The organism is Anaeromusa sp., from assembly GCF_028691475.1.
Taxonomy (GTDB): domain Bacteria; phylum Bacillota; class Negativicutes; order Anaeromusales; family Anaeromusaceae; genus Anaeromusa.
Window position 1 is genome coordinate 1 of sequence record NZ_JAQUZF010000110.1, and the last position, 8,126, is coordinate 8,126.

General features: G+C 52.0%; 7 protein-coding genes. All 7 read right to left on the minus strand.

Annotation, left to right across the window (positions count from 1 at the left end):
* Positions 1-81: 81 nt before the first annotated feature.
* Positions 82-1,368, minus strand: coding sequence for a hypothetical protein (locus PHF27_RS12000; RefSeq protein ID WP_300070368.1), 1,287 nt, complete (start codon positions 1,366-1,368; stop codon positions 82-84).
* A gap of 56 nt (positions 1,369-1,424) precedes the next feature.
* A complete protein-coding gene (locus PHF27_RS12005) occupies positions 1,425-2,681 on the minus strand; it encodes a methionine gamma-lyase family protein (RefSeq protein WP_300070371.1) in 1,257 nt (418 codons plus the stop codon).
* On the minus strand, positions 2,678-4,504 hold the full coding sequence (gene hflX / locus PHF27_RS12010; RefSeq protein ID WP_300070374.1) for a GTPase HflX: 1,827 nt from the start codon (positions 4,502-4,504) through the stop codon (positions 2,678-2,680). Before hflX ends, PHF27_RS12005 begins: the two co-directional genes overlap by 4 nt.
* 47 nt (positions 4,505-4,551) lie before the next feature.
* A complete protein-coding gene (gene hfq, locus PHF27_RS12015; protein WP_018704353.1) occupies positions 4,552-4,821 on the minus strand; it encodes an RNA chaperone Hfq in 270 nt (89 codons plus the stop codon).
* 87 nt (positions 4,822-4,908) lie between these two features.
* Positions 4,909-5,853, minus strand: a complete 945-nt coding sequence (miaA, locus tag PHF27_RS12020) for a tRNA (adenosine(37)-N6)-dimethylallyltransferase MiaA (protein ID WP_300070379.1) — start codon at positions 5,851-5,853, stop codon at positions 4,909-4,911.
* Positions 5,850-6,644 carry a class I SAM-dependent methyltransferase gene (locus PHF27_RS12025; protein WP_300070382.1) on the minus strand — a complete coding sequence of 265 codons (795 nt, stop codon included), beginning with the start codon at positions 6,642-6,644 and terminating at the stop codon, positions 5,850-5,852. Before PHF27_RS12025 ends, miaA begins: the two co-directional genes overlap by 4 nt.
* Positions 6,645-6,663: 19 nt before the next feature.
* Positions 6,664-8,126, minus strand: a 1,463-nt coding sequence (gene mutL / locus PHF27_RS12030; RefSeq protein ID WP_300070385.1) for a DNA mismatch repair endonuclease MutL, incomplete at its 5' end; no start/stop codon positions are given.

The window sequence follows — 8,126 nt, forward strand, 5'->3', positions numbered from 1 at the left end:
GCTTAAAATTTCTGTGCTTTTTTTCATAAATGAAACCCCTCCCGCATATGTATAAACATAAAAATGGAATCCCCTTGTAGTTTATTGCCGGCTGCGCCATTGTTGATAGATGGCTTCAACCTTATCCAGCACGGAAGCCGGTATGGCTTCCGGCGCAACCGCCTCCAATTTAAGCTGGCGCAACACGCCAAGAAAAATCTGTAAATATCCTAAAGTTTGTTGAATATCTTTTTGCCAAACAGGCTGGCACCTTACTTGCGGCAAGGCAAGCGCTGCTTCTAAAGCCGCAATGGCTTCCTCCCAACGTCCATAACGCTTTAGTAATGCACCTTCTTCTATGAGTAAAAAAGGCAATTCTTCATCGTCAGCAAACTGCGTAATCCCTGCTTGCAGCACTTGCTGCGCAGTTTGCCAGGAACCGGCTTCGCGAAAACGCCAAGCTTCCTCCAAGCAAGCGTCAACATTAACAAACGCAGCCGGGATCTCTTCTGTTTTCTCAACAAAATCCGGTTTTTCCGGCGCAGAAATTTCTTTAGGTTCTTCTGTCATGGACGAAGCAAGCGCCGAAGCAGCTGGCAGGTCTTCAGCAGCGGCTATTGTTGCCGTTTTCTCAGGTTCCGCCTCAGGCATCTTAGCCGTTGCAAGCTCAATCGTTGTCTCTGTTATTGGAGATGTCTCAGGCATCTTAGCCGTTGCAGGCTCAATCGTTGTCTCTGTTATTGGAGATGTCTCATGTTCCGCCTCAGGCATCTTGATCGTTACAGGCTCAATTGCTGTCTGAGGTGCTGCATTATCCATGTTCTTTGCCCTGACCGGGGCTTTTTTCTTACGTCTAATCGGCAAGCGCTCCTCGCCAGCAGGATCCGCTGCCAAAGCTCCAGCAACAGCAGGTTCTTTTTTGGGCGCCTTGAGCGCCTTCTTTTTTCTTATTGCAAGAGACTGCTCTTGCGTTTCTTCTTTCTTGGGCAAAGGTTCTTTTTGCCTGTCCATCCAGAACTCCCCTGTATTCGCTTCTTCCTGCTGCTTCTCGCTAACCGTCAAAGAAAAAGCCGATGCTTCAGCGGCAACCGGTGAAACAGCAGCTGCCGACATAACAGGCATACAATCAGGCAGCTTAGCAGCCGCCCAAGCGCCGCCAACAGCACAGACAAACAAAATGGCAACTGTCATTTCCAAGTTAGCCCAACTCAATAAAAGCCGCGGCAAGACCGCAGCCAATAAAATTGCACAGCCGGCACAAAACAATACAATTTTCCAAGAAAGCTGCCATTGAGGAAATCTTTTGCTTAGCAAAGCTACCAAGAAAGCCATGAGCAGCACAATAAATGAAATAATTAGAAAAAAAGCCACGTCAACCACCGCTATCATAAAATGGATCTTTCTATTTGCCTATTCTACACAATCAGTAAATTTCCTTTCTTTTTTTAAGAAAAAGAAAGACCTTTATCTTCCAATTCTTGTGCAGCACCCATACAAGCTAAAACTGCATGCTCAAAAGTAAGACCGCCCTGAAGATATACCGCATAAGGTTCGCGCATCGGCGCATCGGCGCTCAATTCGATGGAAGCCCCTTGTACAAAGGTTCCCGCCGCCATAATCACCGCGTCTTCATAGCCAGGCATACCGCTTGGCTCCGGCCGTACATGCGCGTCAACCGGTGAATATTTTTGAATTCCCTGACAGAAGGCAACCACCCGCTCCGGCGTTCCCAAAGTAATCGCCTGAATAATATCGCCTCGCTGCACCGACCAGTGCGGCAAGGTCTTATAACCTAAATTCTCAAACAAGGCCGCAGCAAAAATAGCTCCTTTTACCGCTTGAGCCGTTGTATGAGGCGCTACAAACAAGCCCTGGTACAATAAGCGGTTTCCTCCCAAAGAAGCTCCCAACTCCGCCCCGATCCCCGGCGCAGTCAAGCGAAAAGCAGCCAGCTCCACTAAATCCCGTCGGCCTGCAATGTAGCCGCCTGTCGGCGCCAACCCGCCGCCAGGGTTTTTAATCAACGAGCCAGCCATGATATCCGCGCCAACCGCTGTTGGCTCCTGCACTTCCACAAACTCACCGTAGCAATTGTCAACAAAACAGATGCATTCCGGAGCAATGGCCTTGACCGCCGCGCAAGCAGCGGCAATTTCAGCCACCGTCAATGTCGCCCGAAGGCTATAACCGCGCGAACGCTGAATCAGCACCATTTTCGTTTTAGCATCCACATAGTCAGACAGATGCTCCAAGTCAATGCCGCCAGTGGGCATGGGCATTTCCCGATAGGAAACGCCAAATTCCTTCAAAGAACCCGGAACGTCCCGTACATGGCCGATAACGCTTTGCATCGTATCGTACGGCGCCCCGGTTAAAGAAACCAACTCGTCTCCGGGACGCAAAACGCCGAACAGAGCGGTAGCCAAGGCATGCGTACCGGAAACAAACTGCGTCCGCACCAGCGCCGCTTCGGCGCCGCACAGTGTTGCCCATGTCTCTTCCAAGGTTTCCCGCCCTGCATCGTTATAGGCATAGCCGCTTGTCGCCCGAAAATGATAATCCGAAACTCGATGACGGCGAAAAGCGTCCAATACCCTCAACGTATTGGTTTCAGCGACCTGATCCACGTCTTTGGCCATAGCCGTCATCTGCTGCAGCGCCTTTTCCCGCGCCGCTTGAATTTTAGCACTAAATCGATTCAATCTACCTGTTCCTCACTCTCATTCACTGTTCCTTGAGCCATGCAATATTGACTCCAAAACGGCTCCGCCCATAAGGGAATCTCCGCCAAAACCCGAATGCCTTCCGGCGCATATTCGCAGGCAGTAACCTTGCCATCCTCATGCAGCTTGTGCAGCATGCCGCTTTGCTCATACGGCAAACACAGCTCGCGCCGCACGCTGCGCCGTTTCACCTTAGCGGCCACGGCCAAGAGCAGCTCCTCTAAGCCTGTTTTTTGCAGCGCCGAAACCAAGAACGCGTCGCCGCGGCGCAAAAGGCGCTCGACTACCGCAGGCTCTCCCGCTTCCATACGATCTGCTTTGTTGAAAACAAGCAGCATAGGCTTTTCTGCAACTTTTAATTCCTTGAGCACCTCGTAAACAGCCTGCTCCTGCGCTTCTCGCTGCGAATGGCTGGCATCCACCACATGAAGCAATAAATCGGCTTCTACCACTTCCTCTAAGGTGGCGCGAAAAGCCGCTACCAGCTGATGCGGCAGTTTTTGAATGAAGCCGACTGTATCGGAAAAAAGGATCGTTTCACCATCAGGCAGCGTCACGCTGCGCGTTGTCGGATCCAACGTAGCAAATAACTTATTTTCCGCCAATACCCCTGCGTCAGTTAGGGCGTTCAGCAACGTTGATTTTCCTGCATTGGTGTAGCCGACTAAAGCAATCAGCGGCACTTCGTTATCCTTGCGACGCTGACGCTGCTGCTGGCGTTGCTGCAATACCAACGCCAATTCTTTTTCGATATCGTTGATACGCGTCCTCACCCGCCGCCGGTCCACTTCCAGCTTAGTCTCACCAGGTCCGCGCGTTCCGATGCCGCCTCCCAAGCGCGACAGTTCCGTACCCTTGCCGCTAAGTCTAGGCAGGCGGTAACGCATCTGCGCCAGCTCCACTTGCAGCTTGCCTTCTCTAGAATGCGCCCGTTGGGCGAAAATATCCAAAATGAGCGCTGTACGGTCAATGATTTTTACGCCCAGAGACAGTTCCAAATTACGCTGTTGCACAGGCGTCAGTTCATCATCAAAAATGATGACATTTGCATCCATCTGCTGTCGCAGCAACGCTAATTCTTTGACCTTTCCCTGGCCGATGAACAAGGCCGCATCCGGACGGTCTCTTTTTTGACGGACAACGCCCTTTACTTCCACGCCGGCTGTCTCCGCCAACTGCGCCAATTCTTGCAAGGAAGCGTCCAGATCCCAACTGCTATTCCCGGTTTCCAAGCCGACCAGCAAGGCCGTCTCGATTTCCTCCATGACATGCCCAGAAGCCATCTGCTGGGCTAAAAGACGTTCTAGCTGCAAAATCCAGCGAGAAAAAGGCAAGGCCGTTAATTGCGTTACGGAGAACGGGCCTTCTTCCTGCCATTCGTCCTCACCCGTTAAAAAAGCGAGCATACAAAGCGCTGTTTCCGGTTGCGGCGCAGCTAAAGAAACCATCACATCAAAACGCAAGTCCCGCAGCGAACTGACATCTGCCGCGCTAAGGCGGCAATCGCCGCTAGGATGCGTATGGATGCACCGAATGCCGGAAAGCCGTTGCTGGCCGCGTCGGCCGCGCACCTCCGGCAAGTCTACCGTATAGGAATCCCCCAACGATACCGCCATAACCCGGCCGCGGCGATTGCAATAAACGGCAACCTCTCGGTTCAGCAATTGACTAAGCTGCAGCATCTGTTCCGCCATTTCACTGCTGATTATCTGGTCGGACGGCACTGTCAGCTCATATAATTCTTCGAGCTGCGCCAGCAGCGATTTACGGACTCCTTGGATATCCCCTAATACCTTGGCCACGTCTTCCCACCATCCTTTCCGGTTAAAAGACGCTTATGAAAACACAGCTATTCTATAGCATTCGCGTTTCCTGTCGTCTCCCTTTGTTTTTCCACAAAACCATGCTGAAAAGCTCGGAATGGCGTAATCGTGGAAATAGCATGTTTATAAACCAGTTGCTGCTTTCCATCGCTGTCTAAAATAACGGTAAAATTGTCAAATCCTTTAACAAGGCCTCTTAATTGAAAACCATTAACCAAATAAATGGTCACAGGATTATTTTCTTTCCGCACCTGATTTAAAAAACTGTCTTGCAGGTTCATCGGCTTTGCAAGCATTGCAACTCCCCCTTTTCTCTCTACAGGACCGTTGCTGCAGCTATCCTTCCGGCGCAACAATGGTTCCATAACTTATATTTATTCGCTCTAAGTGCAACGACTTCCTGTTTGCTCCCAATGTCGGACCAGAGAAAATACTTCTTCTCTCCAGCCGGCTTGGCCAACATCAAACCATTGCACATAGGGCATGCGCTTAAACCAAGTAAACTGCCTTTTAGCAAAATGACGGGTATTTTTTTGTATGGTTGCCACAGTTTCCTCAACAGAGTACTGTCCTTGCAAGTGCGCAACCATTTCCTTATAGCCAATCCCTTGCATTGACTGGCAGGTTGGTTCTACCTGAGCTGCCAGTAAACGCTTTACTTCCGCTTCCAGCCCTGCAGCCGCCATGCGCTCCACTCGTTGCTCAATGCGCCGATATAATGCACTTCGCTCCATAGTCAGCCCCACAACCAAAGACTGCTCCAGCCAATGACTGGCAGGTCCCGCTTTTTTTTCCAGGCTCAGTGTTTCTCCCCCTTGGCGAGCTACCTCCAGCGCCCGAATGACACGACGCAAATTATTGGGATGCAGCTTTGCCGCACTGAGCGGATCCGCCTTTTGCAGCAGTCTGTGCACAGCCTCATTTCCTTCTTTTTGCGCCAACGCTTCCATCTCCTCACGAAAAGGAGCGTCTTCAGCCACTTCGCTAAACACATAGCCTTCCAAAAAAGCCTGCACATAAAGCCCAGTGCCGCCAGCTAATACCGGCAGCCGTCCTCGACCTTGAATCTCCTTGACTGCAGCTTCGGCCTGTTCGCCAAAGCGTACGGCATCATAAGGCTCGTTTGGGTCTAAAATATCGATTAAATGGTGCGGAACTCCCCGGCGCTCTTCCAGCGAAGGCTTGGCTGTACCAATATCCAGGCCCCGATATACCAGCATAGAGTCGCCGGAAACCACTTCGCCGTCATGGCGCAAGGCCAGTTCTACCGCCAGGTCGGTTTTGCCTACAGCTGTTGGCCCCAGTACCACCAGCAAGCGTTCTTTCATATACCGGCCCCCTTCAAAATCCCATAACGCACACGACTGTAACGACCGCCGGAAAAGTCCTGAATACCCAGACGTTCCCATTCCGGACTATGCACTGCTTCCTTAACTACCACTCGGCGTCGCGCTACTCGGCAAGCTTCTTGCAAGAGTTCCCGCCTTAAAGGCCGCCGATCGGCGATCTGGTGCAAGGGCTGCATATTCGAGCTTCCTTGCACAGAGTAGCGAAACATCGGATCCAGATACACTGCATCTACCGCTCCGGCAGACATGTCTTTTAAGACATCCAACGCATCACCGCAGCGGGTTTCAATCCTTCGCATAGCAGCTTCAAGAACCGGATTCAACCCAACGGCATGCGCCAAACCATGTGAGGTAATCATGGCCACCCAAGGAGATTTTTCCACTCCTAAAATTTTGCCTGTTTCACCTACGGCAAGGCTCATCAAAACGGCATCCGCCCCCAAGCCAAGCGTTCCATCCAGCACGGTTTCCCCCGGTTGCAGCGCTAACGCCTGCACCAGCGCGTCCTGGCCGTTTCTTTCCCATTGCAAAGCACGCAGGGCCGCCATACTGGGATGGTAAAAATAGCGCCAGCCAATCCCCTCAATAACAGGTCCGTCAACAGAAAAAACCACCAATTTTTCTACGCCTTCTTGTTGTCGCAGTTTTTCCAGCGATAATTCTCCCCGGACTACGTACTGGCCTCCCCAACATTCGGCAAACTTCTTGGCTTCCCCTACTAAAAATGTCCCCGCATTCCGCGCCGTAGTCACTCGCAATTCATCCATCATGCTTCGTTAACAGCCCTCTTTAAGTTCTTTTAAACCATCGCATCAGCTCTGCCTCGCCAAAACGCACCATCACAGGGCGTCCGTGCGGGCAGCTATAGGGCAATGTCGTCTGCGCCAACTGCTCTAAAAGGCGCTCCATCTGCCGTTGATTCAGTTCTTCGCCGGCGCGGATGGCCGCATGGCAGGCCGCCGTCTCAAACACCATGTGCCGCAGCTGCGCCGCTGTGGGCTGCTGCATTTCATCTAAGCGCACCAATAGCTCGCGCAGCATTGTCTCCGGAGAAGTCCCTGTCAAATCGGCCGGAATTTCCAGCAGCCTTGCCGTTCCAGGGCCGGCCATCTCTAAACGAAAGCCCAGCGGCGCCAAAGCCTCCCCATGCTGTTCCAACAGAAGCTCTTCTTTTGCATCCACCTCAAGATAAACAGGCACCAACAAAGTCTGTCCAGGCATCTCCGCCGCTTCTCGCACAAATTTATCATAGAGAATGCGTTCATGCGCCGCATGCTGATCCACCAGATACATTTGCTCTTTGTCTTTGGCGACAATGTAACACGACAAGACCTGCCCCAAAACCTGCAAAGGCTCTGCCGCCTCTGTTTCGGTCGAAGTTGTTGCCTGAGCCAAAGAAGCCCCGCTTTCCGCCTGGCTGTCTTCGTCCGTCATCGCGTCCTCAGCCTGTTGGAAAGTCTCTGTCCTTACCGGTTCAAGCTTCATTTCTGGTTCCATTTTTTCAAAGGATGACACCACTGCTGCCGCTTCAAGAGGCGGCGCCTCATAGACCGGAATGCTTTCTGCCGCTGCGACCGGACGCTGCCGTTCTGCAAGAGGCTTAAAAATAGGACGGTATGGTTCCGGCAGGGGCGTTGGCTGCACGAATCTCTCTTTCTCAGGCTGCGCCGCCGTCGCAACTGGGATATTTTGAAAATCAAAAGATTGAGTTTCTTCTTTAGGACGAGGCGCAACAAGTGGCGCCGCCTGGCGCAGCTGCTCTGCCGCCGGCCTGGTTAAGCAAACCGTAACCGCCTTATAAACGGCGCGAAAAATATCTTGCTCGTTTTTGAACTTCACTTCGCTTTTTTGGGGATGCACGTTGACGTCAATATCTTCCGCCGGCACGTCAATGCGAATAACCGCCAAAGGAAACCCTGTCTTCGGAAGCACCGAATGATAGGCATTATCCAACGCCTTACTCAAGGCGCGGCTCTGCACCACCCTGCCGTTAACCAAGAAAGTTTGCCATTGCCGGCTGCTGCGCAAAAGAGTTGGCTGCCCCAAAAAGCCCTGCAAACTGATCCCCTCTTGAGAGTAGCACAGTTCCAAAAGGCCAGCGCCTGCCTCCTTGCCGTACAGAGAAGCAATCACATCTTCCAAACGCCCGCTGCCATTTGTGCTAAGCACCAACCGCTGGTTATTAATTAAACGGAAGGCCACTTCCGGATGTGACAAGGCAAGGCGCGTTATAATATCGTGGATTTGGGCGC